The 16,330-nt window shown below is 62.5% G+C and carries 15 protein-coding genes and 1 tRNA gene; 6 read left to right on the forward strand and 10 right to left on the reverse strand.

Translation table 11 applies throughout. From position 1 onward, the window contains the following. Positions 1-25 precede the first annotated feature (25 nt). Together BDD18_RS14035 and BDD18_RS14040 are read left to right on the forward strand one after the other, a co-directional pair. A tRNA-Ser gene (locus tag BDD18_RS14035) sits at positions 26-115 on the forward strand. A 249-nt stretch (positions 116-364) separates the two neighbouring features. Next, positions 365-1,429 (forward strand): metallophosphoesterase, encoded by a 1,065-nt coding sequence (locus tag BDD18_RS14040; protein WP_142083807.1) that lies wholly within the window; start codon positions 365-367, stop codon positions 1,427-1,429. Positions 1,430-1,442: 13 nt separating this feature from the next. On the opposite strand, the gene BDD18_RS22530 is transcribed toward BDD18_RS14040, so the two are convergent. The 8 genes from BDD18_RS22530 to BDD18_RS14070 all read right to left on the reverse strand — a co-directional run bounded on the left by BDD18_RS22530 (position 1,443) and on the right by BDD18_RS14070 (position 7,913). After that, a complete protein-coding gene (locus BDD18_RS22530; RefSeq protein ID WP_244939112.1) occupies positions 1,443-1,712 on the reverse strand; it encodes an ATP-binding protein in 270 nt (89 codons plus the stop codon). Next, on the reverse strand, positions 1,594-2,382 hold the full coding sequence (locus BDD18_RS22115) for a sensor histidine kinase (protein ID WP_170207385.1): 789 nt from the start codon (positions 2,380-2,382) through the stop codon (positions 1,594-1,596). Before BDD18_RS22115 ends, BDD18_RS22530 begins: the two co-directional genes overlap by 119 nt. Positions 2,383-2,457: 75 nt before the next feature. Then, positions 2,458-2,907 (reverse strand): response regulator, encoded by a 450-nt coding sequence (locus BDD18_RS22120; protein ID WP_420837322.1) that lies wholly within the window; start codon positions 2,905-2,907, stop codon positions 2,458-2,460. A gap of 135 nt (positions 2,908-3,042) precedes the next feature. Further along, the gene (locus BDD18_RS14050) at positions 3,043-3,960 is read right to left on the reverse strand and encodes a formylglycine-generating enzyme family protein (RefSeq protein ID WP_244939113.1); all 918 of its coding nucleotides are present in this window, start codon (positions 3,958-3,960) and stop codon (positions 3,043-3,045) included. Positions 3,961-4,272: 312 nt separating this feature from the next. After that, positions 4,273-5,571, reverse strand: a complete 1,299-nt coding sequence (locus tag BDD18_RS14055) for a tryptophan--tRNA ligase (protein ID WP_142083810.1) — start codon at positions 5,569-5,571, stop codon at positions 4,273-4,275. 39 nt (positions 5,572-5,610) lie between these two features. Next, entirely contained in the window at positions 5,611-6,279 is a 669-nt protein-coding gene (locus tag BDD18_RS14060) for a site-2 protease family protein (RefSeq protein ID WP_066694242.1), read from the reverse strand. Between the two features lie 109 nt (positions 6,280-6,388). Continuing rightward, the gene (locus BDD18_RS14065; protein ID WP_044401933.1) at positions 6,389-7,024 is read right to left on the reverse strand and encodes an L-threonylcarbamoyladenylate synthase; all 636 of its coding nucleotides are present in this window, start codon (positions 7,022-7,024) and stop codon (positions 6,389-6,391) included. Positions 7,025-7,049: 25 nt separating this feature from the next. Next, on the reverse strand, positions 7,050-7,913 hold the full coding sequence (locus BDD18_RS14070; RefSeq protein WP_142083812.1) for a 3',5'-nucleoside bisphosphate phosphatase: 864 nt from the start codon (positions 7,911-7,913) through the stop codon (positions 7,050-7,052). A 151-nt stretch (positions 7,914-8,064) separates the two neighbouring features. Here BDD18_RS14070 and BDD18_RS22835 point away from each other — a divergent pair, with 151 nt between their 5' ends. From BDD18_RS22835 to BDD18_RS14085, 4 genes are all read left to right on the forward strand, one after another. Beyond that, entirely contained in the window at positions 8,065-8,202 is a 138-nt protein-coding gene (locus BDD18_RS22835) for a hypothetical protein (protein WP_156451389.1), read from the forward strand. 69 nt (positions 8,203-8,271) lie between these two features. After that, complete coding sequence (locus BDD18_RS22760; RefSeq protein WP_338071823.1) at positions 8,272-9,840, forward strand: methyl-accepting chemotaxis protein; 1,569 nt, start codon at positions 8,272-8,274, stop codon at positions 9,838-9,840. A 413-nt stretch (positions 9,841-10,253) separates the two neighbouring features. Continuing rightward, positions 10,254-12,983 (forward strand): DEAD/DEAH box helicase family protein, encoded by a 2,730-nt coding sequence (locus BDD18_RS14080; RefSeq protein ID WP_142083813.1) that lies wholly within the window; start codon positions 10,254-10,256, stop codon positions 12,981-12,983. A gap of 82 nt (positions 12,984-13,065) precedes the next feature. Next, complete coding sequence (locus BDD18_RS14085; protein WP_142083815.1) at positions 13,066-15,072, forward strand: site-specific DNA-methyltransferase; 2,007 nt, start codon at positions 13,066-13,068, stop codon at positions 15,070-15,072. 312 nt (positions 15,073-15,384) lie between these two features. On the opposite strand, the gene vapC is transcribed toward BDD18_RS14085, so the two are convergent. Together vapC and BDD18_RS14095 are read right to left on the reverse strand one after the other, a co-directional pair. Continuing rightward, the gene (gene vapC / locus BDD18_RS14090) at positions 15,385-15,786 is read right to left on the reverse strand and encodes a type II toxin-antitoxin system tRNA(fMet)-specific endonuclease VapC (RefSeq protein WP_142083817.1); all 402 of its coding nucleotides are present in this window, start codon (positions 15,784-15,786) and stop codon (positions 15,385-15,387) included. After that, positions 15,783-16,034 (reverse strand): antitoxin, encoded by a 252-nt coding sequence (locus tag BDD18_RS14095; RefSeq protein WP_066697440.1) that lies wholly within the window; start codon positions 16,032-16,034, stop codon positions 15,783-15,785. Before BDD18_RS14095 ends, vapC begins: the two co-directional genes overlap by 4 nt. Positions 16,035-16,330 lie beyond the last annotated feature (296 nt).

A 16,330-nucleotide genomic window follows, 5' to 3' on the forward strand; every position in this document is an offset into this window, starting at 1 on the left:
CTATAATCGCAGGCTTCGACACACAGGAGAGGTGGCAGAGTGGTCGAATGTACCTGACTCGAAATCAGGCGTAGTGGCAACACTACCGTGGGTTCGAATCCCACCCTCTCCGCCAGTATCAAGGCCCGGCAGCTATCAAATCCATAGCACCGGGCCTTTTTCTTTTGTGCGATGGGTAAATGCCGGATTACAGGTCAGTTTGCCCAGCGTGGATGCTTAGGGCCGAATGCATAGCTGACAGGGCTGCCGCAAAAAATGGTCTGTGAGCGACTGGGCGTGCCGCTCGGTGTGGCCTCAAAATATAAGGACGGGTAGGCGCTGCTGCGCAGCGCACTCTCATAGCCCTTGAACCACCTGCCATCCCATGAGCCTCATTCAATCGCTTCCCGAAGGACCGCTGGATATCGTGGGTGATATCCATGGCGAGTTCGATGCGCTGCTCGCGCTGTTGAGCCATTTGGGCTACGACCTGCAAGGACACCATCCACAGGGCCGTACGCTGGTGTTTGTGGGCGATTTTTGCGATCGTGGGCCCGACAGCCCGGCGGTCTTGGCGGTGGTGCAAAAGCTGGTGCAGTCGGGCCGCGCAGCTGCGGTTCTGGGCAACCACGAAATCAACCTTTTGCGTGAGGATGCCAAGGACGGCTCTGGTTGGTTTTTTGATGCGCGTGTGGTGCGTGACCATGAAAAATACGCGCCGTTTCAGCGGCCCACCCCGCAAGAGCGCCAAGACATCGTCCAGTTTTTATCGACGCTGCCCATCGGTCTGGAACGTGCCGACTTGCGTGTGATTCACGCGGCATGGCAGGACGAGCAGATCGAAGCGGCCAGACGTCTGCCACTGGGCTCGGTGCGAGCAGAGTATGACCAGTGGGAGCACATTGCCCAGCAGCAGGCGCGTGAGACTGCGCTGGCCGAGCGCATGGCCCGCGAATTGGAGCAATGGGAGCACGGGCTGGAAAACAGCCAGCGCCAGCCGCCGTTTTTGCACGCCCATGCCGAGTACGAATCCAGCAAGCAGATGCTGAACCCGCTGAAGGTGCTGACCTCGGGTGTGGAGCAAAAGGGCTCGGTGCCGTTTTTCTCGGGCGGCAAGTGGCGCTTTGCACAGCGCATGCCGTGGTGGGATGCCTACACAGAAGCAACGCCGGTGGTCGTTGGCCACTACTGGCGGCGGGTCCACAAGATCGACCGGGGGGCGGTGGGTAAGGGCGACGCGGACCTGTTTGCCAGCACCCATCCGTTCGCTTGGCACGGCCAGCGGGGCAATGTGTTCTGCGTGGATTTTTCAGCGGGCGGGCGCTGGTTGGAGCGCAAGTCAGGAGCTGTGGTGGGCCACGATTTCAAGCTGGCTGCACTGCGCTGGCCTGAGCGGGTGTTGCAGTTTGACGATGGGCACGTTCAGACCACGACGGGCTTTGGCGTATAGCCGCGCCTTGTGCTCAATCGCTGGCAGAGGCAGGCAGCACCAGTCTGAATTCAGCGCCCTGGCCCACTGCACTTTCCACCTCCAGTGAGCCGCCGTGGCGTTTGACCACGGTGTGTACCAACGCGAGGCCCAGGCCCACTCCAGAAATGTTGGGGTGGGTCAGGTCATGAAGGCGAGAGAAGGGTTTGAACAGTCGGTCTTGCTGAGCGGGGTTGATGCCTGGGCCTTCGTCGCGAACGCTGATGATCCAGTTGGGGCCTCTCGCGCACAGGCTGCACTGCACCGTACTTTGGGCGGGACTGTATTTGATGGCGTTGTGGAGCACGTTGGCCCAGGGCCCGCGCCACCAAGGGGCGGTCGCCCAGACAGGGTGCTGAGCCAGGAGTTTGGAAGATAGTGACGCTCACCCCCTGATTGCGGGCCTGTGTACAGGCGTCGTCCACGGCATCCTGCAGCACGGATGCCAGGTCCAGCGGCGCCACGCGGTATTCGTGGCTTTGGGCGCTGGCCAGCCGCACAAAGCTCTCGGCCATGCTGAGCGATGCTTGTGCATATTTTTCGATGCGCTTGAGGAGCTCGTCACCCTGCGGAGGCTCGATGCTGTTGCGTTGCATCTCCAGCAGCGTGAGGATCGAGGCGTTGGGCGCGCGGATGTCGTGCGAGATGAAGTGCAGAGCCTGGTCGCGTTGTTGCAGTGCCCGGCGTATCTCCGTCATGTCTACCAAGGTGATGAGCCAGCCCACGTTGGTAAACTCGGTGAAGGGCTTGCACAGCATGAGCAGGCTGCGCCCGTGCGCATCGTGACCTTCGCTTTGGGCGGGAATCTGTCCGGCCAAGAGCTTATCGGGGCTCAACAGCGGTTGCAGGGTGTGGGCATCTTGCAAGTCTTGCAGCACGAGGAAGATGGATTTGCCTTGCAGCGCAGATTGCGGGTCAAAAGGGCCCAAACCCACATGGCGCAGGGCAGCAACATTGGCCAGGAGGATGCGGCCCTGTGCATCACAGACAAAGTTGGGGGCTGGCAGTTGCTACAGGCTGTTGCTCACAAACTGGTGCAGATCCCGCAGTTGGCGCGAGGCGGCTTCCACCGCGTTGATGCGCCTTTCCAGGAAGTCGCCGCGCCGTGCCCATGAGCTATTGCGCACGGGTTTGGTCATGAAGTCATCAGCCCCGCAACCCAGGCCCTCCACCATGTCGCGCTCTTCCTGCCGGTGGGGCACGAACAGAATGGGCATTTCCAGCCCCACATGTTGGCGCACCCAGCGCACCACCTCCGGCCCCGTGGTGTCCGGCAAATGCCAGTCCACGATGAGCAGGTCGAAGCGCTCGCTCTGCAAGCTGTGCAGCAACTGCGCTCCGGTCAGGTAGGTGTGGCAGGTGTGGCCCATGGCGTGCAGGGCCTGTTTGAAAAGATCGAGCTGAAGCGCATCGTCGTCTAACGCGGCTATGCGCATGTTTCTCCCTACGGCTTTGTCCATGGACCATTATTCCCGAGGGGTGCCCGGCTTGGGCGCGAGCCTGAGCCCGTTGGCAGGTCTAGTTGACGTTTGTTGATGTTTTGATACTGGGGTTGGCTTGGTGAGGCGCGAGCCCAACCGGGCGCAATCCAGGGCTCAGTCCGGCTTGGTTGCCGCTGGGGCCCACTCGCGCAGCAGGCGCATGCCCACCAGCGTGTAGCGGGTTTGGGGGCTGTTCCAGTTGCGGTAGCTGCAGCGTGCATAAAAGGCCCAGGTGTGCCACGAGCCGCCACGGCGCACGCGCACGGAGCCTGTTTCGGGCCCTTGCGGATCGGTAGTGGGGGATTGGGCGTAATAGCCCTCGTCGTGCCAGTCAGACACCCATTCCCATACATTGCCCTGCATGTCGTGCAGGCCCCAGGCGTTGGGTGGGTAGCTGCCCACGGGCGCGGTGAACACATAGCCGTCGTTGCCAGGCAGGGCATGTTGTTTCCACTGGGGCCACAGCGGCGCTGTGGATTGGTCGAACACATTGGCGTACTGCGTGAGTGCGGCGGGGTCGTCCCCGTGGGGGTAGCGTGTTCGAGTCTGGGCCCGGCAGGCGTATTCCCATTCGGCCTCGGTGGGCAGGCGGTAGCGCACGCCTTCGCGCTGGCTCAGCCACTGCGCCAGGGCCTGGGCGTCGTTCCAGGTGACGTTGACCACGGGGTGGTCGTCGGCTTGTGCAAAGCCTGGGTTGCGCCATGAATAGCGAGGGTCGCGCCCTTCAAAGGCATCGCCTCGCTGGGTGGCGGCTGGGTCGTATTGCGGGTTGTAGCCGTAGCCGCCGGTGCCGTCAGACACCGATTCCGGCTGGTAGCCCGACAGGGCCAGAAACCGCCGGAACTGCCCCACGGTGACTTCGTGCTGGCCCAGGTAAAACGGGCGGCTGATATGCACCTCATGCACGGGGGCTTCATCGCTGAGGGCGGCAAAGCGTTCCGCTTCCAGCAGGGGGTAGGCTTTGGCCAGTTCTCGCGCCGGTTCAGCGCTGCCCATCCAGAAACGGCCAGCGGGGATAGCCACAAGCCGCATGCCCAGTGAATTGACCACAACCTGCGGGTGGTCGTTGGCAGTGGCAGGAGGAGACGTGGGCGAGGTGATGGTGCTGCAACCGGCCAACAGGGTGGTTACAGCCAACAAAACAGCAGCGGAGCGGAGTGCTTGCATGGGCGCCTCAAAGCAGTGGGCCCAGTGTACGGCAAGGTTACAGAGGCTTGCCTTGGCGCAGAGGCATGCTCAGCAAGCCTGCATGTCTGTGATAAGTGATTTCTAATGAAAATAGCCGCTAGCGCTTGATAAATAAGCGCCAGCAGCTATGTTTTTGATAGTGAAATAGGGCGGACTTCAACCGTTATTGGCAGCGGCCAGTGCTTGCAGGGCCGCTTGCACATCGGCAGTGTCCACGCCTTCCACGGGTGCCAGATGCTGCGCCAGTTGGGCGAGGGCGTCTGCCTGGGTTTGCAGTTGGGCAATCGCCTGGCCAGCCTCTTTGGGCGCCGCGAAGCCCGTGCTTTGCAGCAGCAGGCGGCCATCTGCGGCCAGCAGCTTGAAATAGAACTTGCCATCGGCCTCGCGGTATTGCTTGAACGAGGGCAGGGCCACCTTGGCTGCCTTGGTGCTTTTGGCCGTGCTGGTTTGCGCCAGGCTGCGCAGGCCCACGGCCGAGCGCAGTTCTTTGATGAACGGTGTGGCCAGGGCGCGTGCCCGCTCTGCGCCCTGCAGCAGGATCTGCTCAATGCGCTCAGGGTGGTTGATCAGCGATTCATACTGCTCGCGCATCGGTGCGATCACCTGGTCCACCCGCTCCAGCAGCACTTGCTTGGCATCGCCCCAGGCAATGCCCTCGGCATAGGCGCGGCGCAGGGCTTCGGTTTCTTCGGGGGTGGCAAAGGCCTGGTAGATCTGGAACAGCGCAGAGCCTTCGGTGTCCTTGGGCTCGCCAGGGGCGCGCGAATCGGTGAGCAGGCTGCCGATGAGCTTCTTGAGCTGGTCGCGCGAAGAGAACAGCGGGATGGTGTTGTTGTAGCTCTTGCTCATCTTGCGGCCGTCCAGCCCCGGCAGGGTGGCCACGTTGTCGTCAATCACCGCTTCTGGCAGCACAAAGTGCTCGCCATACAGGTGGTTGAAGCTGCTGGCCATGTCGCGTGCCATTTCAATGTGCTGCACCTGGTCGCGGCCCACGGGCACCTTGTGGGCCTTGAACATCAAAATGTCGGCACCCATCAGCACGGGGTACATGAACAGGCCAGCGGTCACGCCGTCATCGGCATCGCGCCCGGCTTCCAGGTTTTTGTCCTGGGATGCTTTGTAGGCATGGGCACGGTTGAGCAGCCCCTTGCCGGTCACGCAGCTCAGCATCCAGTTCAGCTCGGGAATCTCGGGGATGTCGGACTGGCGGTAAAAGGTCACCTTCTCCGGGTCGAGCCCGGAGGCCAGCCAGCTGGCAGCAATCTCCAGCGTGGAACGCTGGATGCGCACCGGGTCTTCGCACTTGATGAGTGCGTGGTAGTCGGCCAGGAAATAAAAGCTTTGCACGCCAGGGCGCAGGCTGGCGGCCACCGAAGGCCGGATGGAGCCCACAAAGTTGCCCAGGTGCGGGGTTCCGGTGGTGGTGATGCCGGTGAGAAAGCGCGTGGTGCTCATGGAAACAAGGTCTGCAGGAAGAAGAGAAAAAGGCGGAATTCAGCGCAGCAAGGCGGTGAGCGGCGTGAGCAGCAGGTTGATGGTGCTGTAGCCCAGGCTCATCAGCGGACGCAGCCACAAACTGCCGACCACGCCTGCGATGACCAGTGCCATCACGATGAAAAAGCCCCAGGGCTCGATGCGCGACACCATGTGGGCCTGCTTCCAGGGCAGCAGGCCCACCAGAATGCGCCCGCCGTCCAGCGGCGGCAGCGGGAACAGGTTGAACGCCCACATGACCAGATTGACCTGCACGCCGGCGCGCGCCATTTCGATGAAGAAGCGCTCATCGACACCCATGCCCACCATGGTGATCAGCACCACGCCCCAGGCCACCGCCTGCACAAAGTTGGACGCAGGCCCGGCCAGCGCCACCCACACCATCTGCTGTTTGGGTTTGCGCAGATTGCCAAAGTTGACCGGCACAGGCTTGGCATAGCCGAACAGGAAGGCGCCCGACGTGGCGAAGTACAGCAACAGCGGCATCAGGATGGTGCCGACGGGGTCGATGTGCTTGGCTGGGTTGAGCGTGATGCGCCCCATCATGTACGCCGTGTTGTCACCGAAGTGGCGGGCCGCATAGCCGTGGGCCGCCTCGTGTACGGTGATGGCGAACAGCACGGGCAGTGCGTAGATGAGGATGGTCTGGATGAGATTGGAGGTGTCCACCTGCGTATTGTCTCAGACAGCGGCGGATTCCCCGGGGCCATGGCGTAGATGGCCGGACAGCGAGCCGGGTGGGGCGGAGCGATTCAGACCGGTGGTGGTCAGGGCCGGCTCAAAGCCCCAGGGCCTGCAGGCTACCGCGCCCCTCGCGCACAACCTCTGGGTCGCCGCCAGTGCCCATGGGGGTGAGGTCCACCACCGTGGTGGGTTCTTGCGGGCAGCCGCCTGCGTCCACGATGGCGTCCAGCACTTTTTCATAGCGTTCGCGGATCTCTTCGGGGTCGTTCAGGGGTTCGCTTTCGCCTGCGGGGATGAACGTGGTGGCCAGCAGCGGCGCACCGTGCAGTTCCAGCAGCAGTTGCAGGCCCTTGCGGTCAGGCACCCGCAGGCCGATGGTCTTGCGAGACGGGTGACTCACCCGGCGCGGCACTTCCTTGGTGGCTTCCAGGATGAAGGTGTAGGGGCCGGGCGTGCCCAGTTTCAGTAGCCGGTACTGGCGGTTGTCCACGCGGGCGTAGTTGGCCAGTTCCGACAGGTCGCGGCACAGCAGCGTGAGGTGGTGTTTTTCATCCACCTGGCGAATGCGGCGCAGGCGGTCTGCCGCGTCCTTGTCGTCCAGGTGGCAGACCAGGGCATAGCTCGAATCGGTGGGCACGGCCACGATGCCGCCCTTTTGCAGCAGCGCAGCGGCCTGCTTGAGCAGCCGGGGCTGCGGGTTGTCGGGGTGGACTTCGAAATACTGTGCCATGGCAAGGCCTGCTGCGTTGAAGGGGTCAGGTGGCGGGCCGCACGCGATCGGCCAGCGTTTCCCAAATGGGGGTGAGGTGGCCCGGCAGGTAGGGCAGGGTGCCCAGGTCAGTGTGGGACTCGTCCGGGCTGTGGAAGTCGCTGCCGCGCGAGGCTGCCAGCCCAAACTCTTCGGCCATGGCGGCATAGGTTACGTACTCTGCGGCAGTGTGGCTGCCCGTCACCACCTCCACACCCGCCCCGCCGTGGGCCTTGAATTCGGAGAACAGGGCGTATTCCTCGTTGGCAGTGAACTTGTAGCGCGCCGGGTGGGCAATCACGGCCAGGCCACCGGCCTCGGTGATCCAGCGCACGGCATCGCCCAGCGTGGCCCAGCGGTGGGGCACGTAGCCGGGCTTGCCTTCGGTGAGGTATTTGCGAAAGACCTCGTTCGTGTCGCGGCACACCTGCGTCTCTACCAAAAACCGCGCAAAGTGCGTGCGGGAGATCAGCTCGGGGTTGCCCACAAACTTGAGCGCACCTTCGTAGGCGCCGTGGATGCCCACTTGCGCAAGCTGCGCCGCCATCTCCTGCGCCCGTTCGCCCCGCCCGGCGCGCGTGGCGGCCAGCCCCTGGGCCAAAGCCGTGTTGTCGGGGTTGAAACCCAGGCCCACGATGTGCACCGTGTTGCCCGCAAACGTGACGGAAATTTCGGTGCCCGTGAGGTAGGCCATGCCCTGGCTGCGTGCCGCAGCGGCGGCGCGGTGCTGGCCGCCAATTTCGTCGTGGTCGGTCAAGGACCAAAGCTCCACGCTATTGGCCTTGGCGCGGGCGGCAAGTTCTTCGGGCGTGAGGGTTCCGTCTGAGACCACGGAGTGGCAGTGCAGGTCAGCGTTGAGGTAGGTAGTCACGGTTTCATTCTACGGGTTTGCCTCAGACCGCGAGGGTGGCATAGGTTTTATCATTTGTTTAAATAAAATAAATGATAAATCTGATTTATTCCTCAGTCCCGTAGCCTTTCGGCCGGTAGCGGTTCCTCTTTTCCCTTCATTCCTCCAAATCATGAAATTCAACGACCTGCGTGTGGCACACAAGATGTGGAGCGTGATCCTCGGCCTTTTGTTGCTGATGTTGGCAGCTGCTGTGAGCACCCAGCTGTACAGCCGCAGCGTGACCGATAAGACTGAGGCTTTGGTGTAGAAGTATGAGAGAGCCATCACCACCGCCGTAAGCTGGCGTGGGCTGGCAGAGTTGGCCGTGACGATGTCAATGGCGAGCTTTGTCACCACCGATACCAAACTCAAAGAAGACTTTGACGCCCGTGTGCCCGCGCTCACTGCACGCATCACCCCAGTGCAGGAAAAGATCAACAAATCTGCCATTTCAGATGCCGACAAGGCCGCACTGGCGGCTGTCGCTGCTGCACGCGCAGACGTGCGCGGCCAGGGTGACAGGCTCAAGGAGCTGGTGGATGCGGGTGATGCTGCAGCCAAACAGGCATTCCTGGAGACTGTGTATCGCCCCAAGATCATGTTGTACCTAGAGTCGATCGACAAGTTTGTAGCGTTGCAAGAGCGTCAACGCGATGAGGCTGTGCAGGCTGCTCAGGTCGCAGGAACAAAGATGGTGTGGGTGGCGGCCACCGTGGTTGTGGTGTTGATCTTGCTGGGCATGGGTTTGGCTGCCCTGCAGGTGCGTTCTGTCACCGAGCCTCTGGACCGCGCCGTGGACACCGCCAACGCCATCGCCGCAGGCGACCTGACCCGCGAGCTGCAAACCAGCCGGAAAGACGAACTCGGCCAGATGCTGCGCGCCCTCTCTGACATGTCGGCCCGCCTGCGCGGGGTGGTGAGCGAAGTGCGCCCGGGCGTGGACTCTGTGTCTTCCGCCTCCATCGAAATCGCCAACGGCAACCACGACCTCTCGGCCCGCACCGAGCAGACTGCAGCCAACCTCGAAGAAACCGCATCGAGCATGGAGGAACTCACCGCCACCGTCACCCAATCAGCCGACACCGCCCGCCAGGCCAACCAGCTCGCAGGCACTGCAGCCCAGGCCGCCGCCCGCGGTGGCGAAGTGGTGGGCCAGGTGGTCACCAGCATGCAGCAGATCACCGAAAGCACCCGCAAGATCAGCGACATCATCGGCGTCATTGACGGCATCGCCTTCCAGACCAACATCCTGGCCCTGAACGCCGCCGTGGAAGCGGCCCGCGCAGGCGAACAAGGCCGCGGCTTTGCGGTCGTCGCCAGCGAAGTACTCAGTCTGGCCGGGCGCAGCGCCGAAGCCGCCAAGGAAATCAAGCCCCTGATTGGCAAATCGGTGGAAAACGTGGAAAGCGGCTCCGAGCAAGTCGCCCAGGCGGGCCGGGCCATGGACGAAATCGTTTCCAGCGTGCGCCGCGTCAGCGACCTCATTGGCGAAATTACCGCATCGTCCACCGAACAGCGCGACGGCATTGCCCAGGTCAACCAAGCTGTGGCCAACCTGGATCAGATGACCCAGCAAAACGCTGCGCTGGTGGAAGAATCCACGGCGGCCGCCGCCTCCATGCGCGACCAGGCCCAGCGCCTGGCCGAAGTGGTGGCCGTGTTCAACGTGGGGGGCAGCACCCGGGCCGCAGCGCCAGCCCCCCGCCCAGCCGCCCAGGCTGCGCTTGCCGCACGCCTCGCACCAACACCCGCCCCCGCCCCAGCGCGGGCAGCGGTTCGGGCTGCAGTGGCAAGCGGCCCCAAGGCAGCCCCTGCCGCCAAGCTCGCGCACAGCGCCCCAGCCAAGGCTGCAGCGCCTGCACCCGCAGCGGCCCAGGGCAATGATGATGAGTGGGAGAGCTTTTGAATAATAGCCAAGCTGCAGTACGCGGCCTAAATGCTATGTAAGTGATAGCTGCCAGCGCTTAGAGGGAAAGCGCTGGAGCCAGTTTTCTCGATATCCTTAAAGTGGCAGCGTCAGCGTTATCCACTTACTGGCAAGGCGATAAACTTTGCCGATGCAAGTTGCATCAGCCTCCACTCATCCTCCAAAAGACTCCCTACCGTTTTATGCACTGCACGGTCACGAGCCTCTGTGGCCGCAAGATGCTGGACCGAGCGACTGTGATGCGGGCATTCAGACTGTCTGGCTCTCCATCGACTGATGGCTCATCAGAGAAATGCCTTGACTTGAAGTTTGCGTGCGTGGGTTAGTCAAAAACGACGGCTAGCCCGTGATCCCGCGGCGAAAATGACGGGTTACCAAAAAATAGAAAGCCAATGACGTATCTGTACCAAGCGCTCTCCCAGCGCGTAGACGCATGGCGCACCGCCAACTATCCGTGCGACGAATTCCCCGCCATCCGAGAGATTCTGGAGTTCGCGCTGGAAGAAGGCGACTCTGGCCAACTGCGCTATCTGCGCCGGGCCCAACTGCGTGCCCTGGAAACCTACTGGTACCTGCGCCTGGTGTTGGGCACCCCCAAAGTGCCCGAGCTGTATGAGCAACTATTTGAAGACCTGCCCGACCGACTCGACGCCATGGGCGTCAATGAAAAGCTGTTCAAGGAAGCCAAGTACAACTACAGCGCCTTGATCCAGCGGGTGCGTGAAGACAACCAGTTTGTCCGCGACAACCATCTGGAAAGCTTGCGCGAATCCCTGACGCTGGACTACGCCAGCTACATCCTCGCGCTGGCCATGGGTGCGGGCAAAACCATTCTGATGGGCTCCATCGTGGCCACCGAATTTGCCATGGCCATGGAATACCCCGAAGGCCCGTTTGTGCAAAACGCGCTCATCTTCGCGCCCGGCAAAACCATCTTGAGCTCGCTGCGCGAACTGGCCGACGTGCCTTACGACAAGCTGCTGCCGCCCCGCATGCACAAGCCCTTTGCGGCCAGCCTCAAGCTCACCTTCACGCGCGACGGCGACAAGCAAATCCCCATCGTCTGGGGCAGCACGTTCAACGTCATCGTCACCAACACCGAAAAAATCCGCATCCAAAAGCCCAACGTGCGCGCCAATGCCCAGCAAGCGCGTTTGTTTGCGGGCACCAAGGCGGAAGAGCAAACCGAGCTGGCCAACCTGCGCCTGCAGGCCGTGGCCTCGTTGCCGCACCTGGCCGTGTTCTCGGACGAAGCTCACCACACCTATGGCCAAAAACTGCTGGGCAAGTGGGAGAAGGACAAGGAAACCGGCGAGCTGGTGTTCAAGGACGACGGCATTAAAAAAGTGCGCCGCACCATCGACTACCTGGCCGCCGAGACCAACCTCGTCGTCGTCATCAACGCCACCGGCACGCCGTATTTTGAACGCCAGCCCCTGCGCGACGTGGTGGTGTGGTACGGGTTGGGCGAAGGCATTCGTGACGGTGTGTTGAAAGAGCTGGCCAACAACATCAAGGTGTTTGACCTGGGCGATGGCGAGGCCGACACCCTGGTGGCCAACGTGATTGAGGACTTTGTGCGCGATTACTGGGCCGTGCGCTTGCCGCCTGTGGGCGGCAACCCCGGCGCGCCCGCACGCCTGGCCCTGTACTTTCCCAACATCGAAACCCGCGACGAACTGCGCGGTGCGGTGGAATCGGCCCTGGCCCTGCGCGGCATTGGTACTGACACCATCTTGGCGGTGGACGGCAAAAGCAGCGAAGCCACGCGCCGCCAGTTTGAGGCCGTGGCCCGCAACCCCGACGCTCCCGAGCGCGTGCTGCTCTTGGTCAACATGGGCACTGAGGGCTGGAACTGCCCCAGCCTGTTTGCCACCGCCTTGGTGCGCAAGCTGGCCAACAGCAACAACTTTGTGCTGCAAGCCGCCACACGCTGCCTGCGCCAGGTGCCCGGCAATACCGTGCCCGCCCGCGTGTACCTGACCGACAGCAACAAAAAAACGCTCGAATCCCAACTGGCCGAAACCTACGGCACATCGCTCAAAGACCTGGGTGCCCAGCAGGCCGAGCGGGTGGAGCGCGAAATCGTGCTGCACCGGCCCCACCTGCCGCCGCTGCTCATCAAAAAGCGCGTGCTTCGCTACCGCCGCAAGGTGGGCGACCCCGCCAGCACCGCGCCGCTGCACTTCACCGTGCCCACCGATGTGGCGGCCCCCGCAGGCATCACGGTAGAAACCTTGACACCCGTGCAAACCGCATCGGGCAACACCACGCTGCAAAAGGTAGACGGCGGTGGTGACCAGCTGCCCGCCCCGCCGCCCGAGCTGGACGCCTACACCGCAGCCGCCGAGCTGGCTGCCAACTACCACCTGCCCACCGCCGAAGTGTTGGCCGCCCTGCGCCAAGCCTACGGTGCGGGCGCCGACGTGCCCAACTACCACCTCGACGCCCTGGGCCTGCAAATCGAGGCGCAGCGGGCGCAGTACGAAGCCCACTTCGAAGAAATCGACGTGGCCATTGCCTTGGTGAAGGCCGACGGCTTTGACCGCACCGAGCGCGGCGGCCACAGCGTGTACACCGCCCGCATCAGCTTTGCCAAAGATAAAGAAAAGCTCTACCTCAGCGCCGCAGACACGGCAGACGCCACCCATGCACTGGCGCGCAGCTTTCACTACGAGGGCTACAACTTTGACTCGCTGCCCGAGGCGGGCTTTTTGCAGTGGACGCTGGGCCAGTTGCAGAACGAGGCCCACCAGATCGAAGGCGTGTGGTTTACCGGCGGCATCACCGACCCCGCCAAGACCGACCTTTACGCTGAATACCTGGGCGACGATGGCCGCTGGCACCGCTACACCCCCGACTTTGTGCTGCGCAGCGCCGACGGCAAACACCTGGTGGTCGAGATCAAACGCGACAGCTTCAGCCCCGACATCACCGCCGACCTGGCCCGCCTGGGCCGGGGCGAAGCCCCGCAAACGCTGGAAGGCAAAAAAGCCGTGGCCCTGAAGCAGTGGGAGGGCCTGAACCCCGACAAGCTGGCCTACCACGTCATGTTTGCCGACGGCAGCGAGCTGAAAACCGAGGGCTACGCCCAGGTGCGCGACTTCATTCGCGGCGCTTGAACACAGACGCCGATACCGAAACAGCCACTGCTACGCCCCTCACCTGACCGCTGCGCGCCCGCACCCCCGAACACATACCGCCATGACAGAGAACACCAAACAGCCCAAAGACGTCACCATCACCAAAGCCAAGGGCCGCCCCATGCTCACCTGGGTGGGCAAAAAGCCCCTGGCCCGCGTGCGCGCCTACCCAGCGCAGCCCATCGAGCGGTTTGACGCTACCAGCGGCCAACCCGCCGCTTTGCATGCGGCGGACTGGAGCGACTGGCCCCAAGACCTGCCCCAGGGCGGCTTGCTATACCACGGCGACAACAAAGACGTGCTGGCCCACCTGCTGGCCAACGGCTTTCGCGGCAAGGTCAAGCTCATCTACATCGACCCGCCCTTTGACAGCGGCGCCGACTACGTGCGCAAAGTGCAACTGCGCGGCGCCAAGGGCACGGTCAAGATCGATGGCGAGGACTACACGCTGGGCGAGCAGGTGCAGTACAGCGATATTTGGGCGAACGACAACTACCTGCAGTTCATGTATGAGCGGTTGTTGATGTTGCGGGAGTTGCTTAGCGAGGACGGTGCGCTATATCTGCATTGCGACTGGAATAAGGCGCACCACTTGCGCTGCGTGATTGAGGAGGTGTTTGGGCAAGACGGATTCAAGAATGAGATCGTGTGGCAGCGTGTTGCAGCGCGCAGTGATTCCGTGACTTACAACCATGTTCATGATGTGATCATGTTCTGTACGAAGGGTGCTGATTTTGTTTGGAACCAGTTGCACCACAAGTTCAACGAGGAGTACTTGGAAGTTAAGTACGCAAGGACGGATGCAACTGGACGTCGCTATCGGTTGGACAACATCACAAGTCCAAATCCGAGGCCGAAGATGATGTACGAGTGGATGGGACATGCACCTCCAGAAAAGGGCTGGCGTTATGAGCGTGCGACGATGCAGCGCCTTCATGACGAAGGCCGAATCTGGTATCCAGACTCGAAGCAAAAGCGACCTCAGTTAATCCGCTACTTAGACGAGTCAGATGGCGTTCCGCTTCGCAGCATCTGGACGGACATCAACCCCGTGAATAGCCAGGCGGATGAGCGCTCCGAATACCCGACTCAGAAGCCCGTCACGCTGCTGGAGCGGTTGATCGAGACATCAACCAATCCAGGCGACCTGGTTCTAGACGGTTTCATTGGTTCTGGCACAACAGCCGTTGCAGCCCAGCGCCTGGGCCGCCGCTGGATCGGATGCGACATCAACAAAGGCGCCATCCAAACCACCGCCAAACGCATTCAGGAGCTGATGCGTGCCCAGGCCGCTACCGCCACTGCGCCCCAACAAGTTGACTTGGTAGAGGGTGGCAACACCCCGCAGCGCCCCAGCCAGCTCGGCTTTGCCACCTACCGCGTCAACGACTACGACCTGCACATCCAGCACAACGAGGCGGTGGAGTTGGCCTGCCAGCACCTGGGTGTGGCCCGCACGCGCACCGATGCGTTTTTTGACGGTACGCAGGGTGGGCGGCTGGTCAAGATCGTGCCCTTTAACCACCCCTTGACCCCCTTGGACCTGGAGGCCGTGCGCGACGAGCTGAAAACCCGCCCCAGCGAAGAGCGCGATGTGATGGTGGTGTGCCTGGGCTGGCAGCTGGACGCCCGTGCCTGGGTGGACGCCTACAACCGCAACCGCCCGGTGAACAAGCTGCATGTGGTGGAGCTGCGCACCGACCGCAAGCTGGGAGGCATCATCAAACACGAACCCTTGGCGGTGCAGGCCAGCGCCCGGCGCGAGGGCGATCAACTGGTGGTGGAGGTGCAGGACGTGGTGTCGCCCACCATCATGCAGCGCCTGAACCTGGAGCAAGGCGTGTTCCGCGCGCAGATTACCGACTGGCGGGCGGTGGTGGACTGCATCTTGATCGACCCCGCGTACAACGGCCAGGTGTTCCACGTGGCCCTGGTCGATGTGCCCGAGCGCAAGCAAGACCTGGTGGCGGGCCGCTACGAACTGCCCGCGCCGCCCGCAGGCAGCACCGTGGCGGTGAAGATCATCGACATGCTGGGCGAGGAGCTGGTGGTGACGCTGCCAGTGTGAGCTGGTGCGTGCTCCCCGCGCTTCGTTGGGGAGTGGCTGGAGTTTGTTTGCTACAAAAATAGTAGCTGCTAGCGCTTGATCATCAAGCGCTAGAGGTCAAATAGGCCTGATTGACGACCTGCCTCAGACGCTTTCTCTTCCCCACCCGTTCGGGCTGAGCCTGTTGAAGCCTTGCACGCACGCTGCAAGCCCTGGCTTCGACGGGCTCAGCCCGAACGGATGCAGGGGTATCTGAGACGGGTAACCAATCAGGCAAATAGGTTTGAAATTTCCCAGCCGTGGGGCGAACCCAACGCCCTGGCTTCAACAAATTCAATCTGCGTCCACCCAGTTATCCAACAGCAAGCCAGGCACCTTCGCAAATTCGCGGGTGTTGTTGGTGACCAGCAGGGCGTGCTGGCTCAAGGCGTGGGCGGCGATCAGGGTGTCTAGCGCGCCGATGGGGGTGCCGCTGCGCTCCAGGGTGGCGCGCAGGTCGCCGTAGGCCCACACGGCGGCGTTGTCGAACGGCAAAACGGTGAGCGGTGCCAGAAACATCTCCAGCGCCTGGCGGTTGCGGGCCGAGCCGCTTTTGGCCACGCCGTAGGCCAGCTCTGCCGCTACCACGCTGCATATCCCAATGTCGCCCATGCGGTATTGCTGAAACCGCGCCAGCACGGCGGGCGGCCTGGCGTTGATGATGTAGATGCAGATGTTGGTGTCGAGCAGGATCATGGGTTGATCTCTGCACGCGCTTGGATGGCTGCGCGTTGCTGTTCTTCGGGCTGCTCGCGGGCGAGGGTGAAGCCGGGTTCAAAGGCATCGAGCCCGGCTTGCAGGGTTTGCCAGGGGTTGTCTGCCGGCAGCAGCAGCACGCCGTTGCCAAAGTGCTTGACGACGACTTCGGTGCCTGCAAAGCGGTATTCCTTGGGCAGCCGCACGGCTTGGCTGCGGCCAGATTGGAAGAGGCGTGCGGTGTCCATGGCGGGGCTCCTGAGTGGGGGTGGTGGTTACCAATGGTAGCTACCGACGGGTGGTTTTGTCCAGCGTGGAGGCGGCAGGTTTTGAGGTTGCTATGATTTAAATAGCTGCTTGCGCTGGATCATTAAGCGCTGGAGGCCTATTTGGCTTGATAGATTGATAGCTTTATGGCTTGACTCGTATGGGCCGGGGGGGGGGCTGGATCGTACCGAAGTGGGCCAGATGCGCGCCCTGGTTTCGACAAGCGCAGCCCGAACGGGCGGGGGGGCCTGGCTTCGACAAGCTCGGCCCGAACGGG

The sequence above is a fragment of the Acidovorax temperans genome (genome assembly GCF_006716905.1).
GTDB classification, from domain to species: Bacteria; Pseudomonadota; Gammaproteobacteria; order Burkholderiales; family Burkholderiaceae_C; genus Acidovorax; species Acidovorax temperans.